Genomic DNA, 686 nt, shown 5'->3' with positions numbered 1-686 from the left:
ACGAAACAAACCAGACAATCCACGCCGCAAAACAATGCGGCACCGGCGCGGGATGGAGCAGCCCGGTAGCTCGTCAGGCTCATAACCTGAAGGTCGCAGGTTCAAATCCTGCTCCCGCAACCAGAATACAAATGCAATGACCCCGCCACTCCGGCGGGGTTTTGCGTTTGAACCGAAAGCGCAGGGATTCCAGCGAGAGCGCCACAGAAAAACAGCAACAGCACGCAGTCGTGGGCATGGGCAGGCAGTGGCGTGCAAAGCCTACGCCCTGACCTTGCGCGCATCGATCCAGCACTGCATTCTCGGCCAACAACCCAACGTTGTCCGAAAGCTCGTTTCCGGTGCCCCCGTTTCACATCCCCCGAAAGCTCATCATCGATGAATTGCGCGTTGCCGAAGGTGATCTCCTCGCCGCGCCTGGTGTCGTAATCGTTCTAGCCGAGCCAGGGGCAGGTAAATCCGCCCTGCTGGCAAGTCTTGCCGCGCGCTTTGGCACAACGCCAGTCAAAGCCAGCATCTTCGAAAGAACGATCGCGCCCTGCATCGTCGTCGATGCCTTCTGCTGTGACCCCCGATGCTCATCCAGCTGAGACCAGAGTCGGCGGTTGAATTTGGCGCGGTTGCGCCGACGGAGCAATGGGCGATCTGCGCAGCGGTTCATTTGCGCGAAGCTGTTCGCCCATTGC

Annotated in this window: 1 protein-coding gene and 1 tRNA gene; one reads left to right on the top strand and one right to left on the bottom strand. The window is 59.6% G+C overall.

Translation table 11 applies throughout. The annotated features are described in order from the left end of the window. Positions 1–46 precede the first annotated feature (46 nt). Positions 47–123 (top strand) — tRNA-Met (locus EEY80_RS19925). A gap of 229 nt (positions 124–352) precedes the next feature. On the opposite strand, the gene EEY80_RS20335 is transcribed toward EEY80_RS19925, so the two are convergent. Continuing rightward, positions 353–686: hypothetical protein (locus tag EEY80_RS20335; protein ID WP_205749171.1), on the bottom strand; the 334-nt coding region annotated here is incomplete at its 5' end.

It is taken from the genome of Frigidibacter oleivorans (assembly GCF_003993775.1).
GTDB lineage: Bacteria > Pseudomonadota > Alphaproteobacteria > Rhodobacterales > Rhodobacteraceae > Frigidibacter > Frigidibacter oleivorans.
This window is presented reverse-complemented; position numbering and strand designations above follow the sequence as displayed.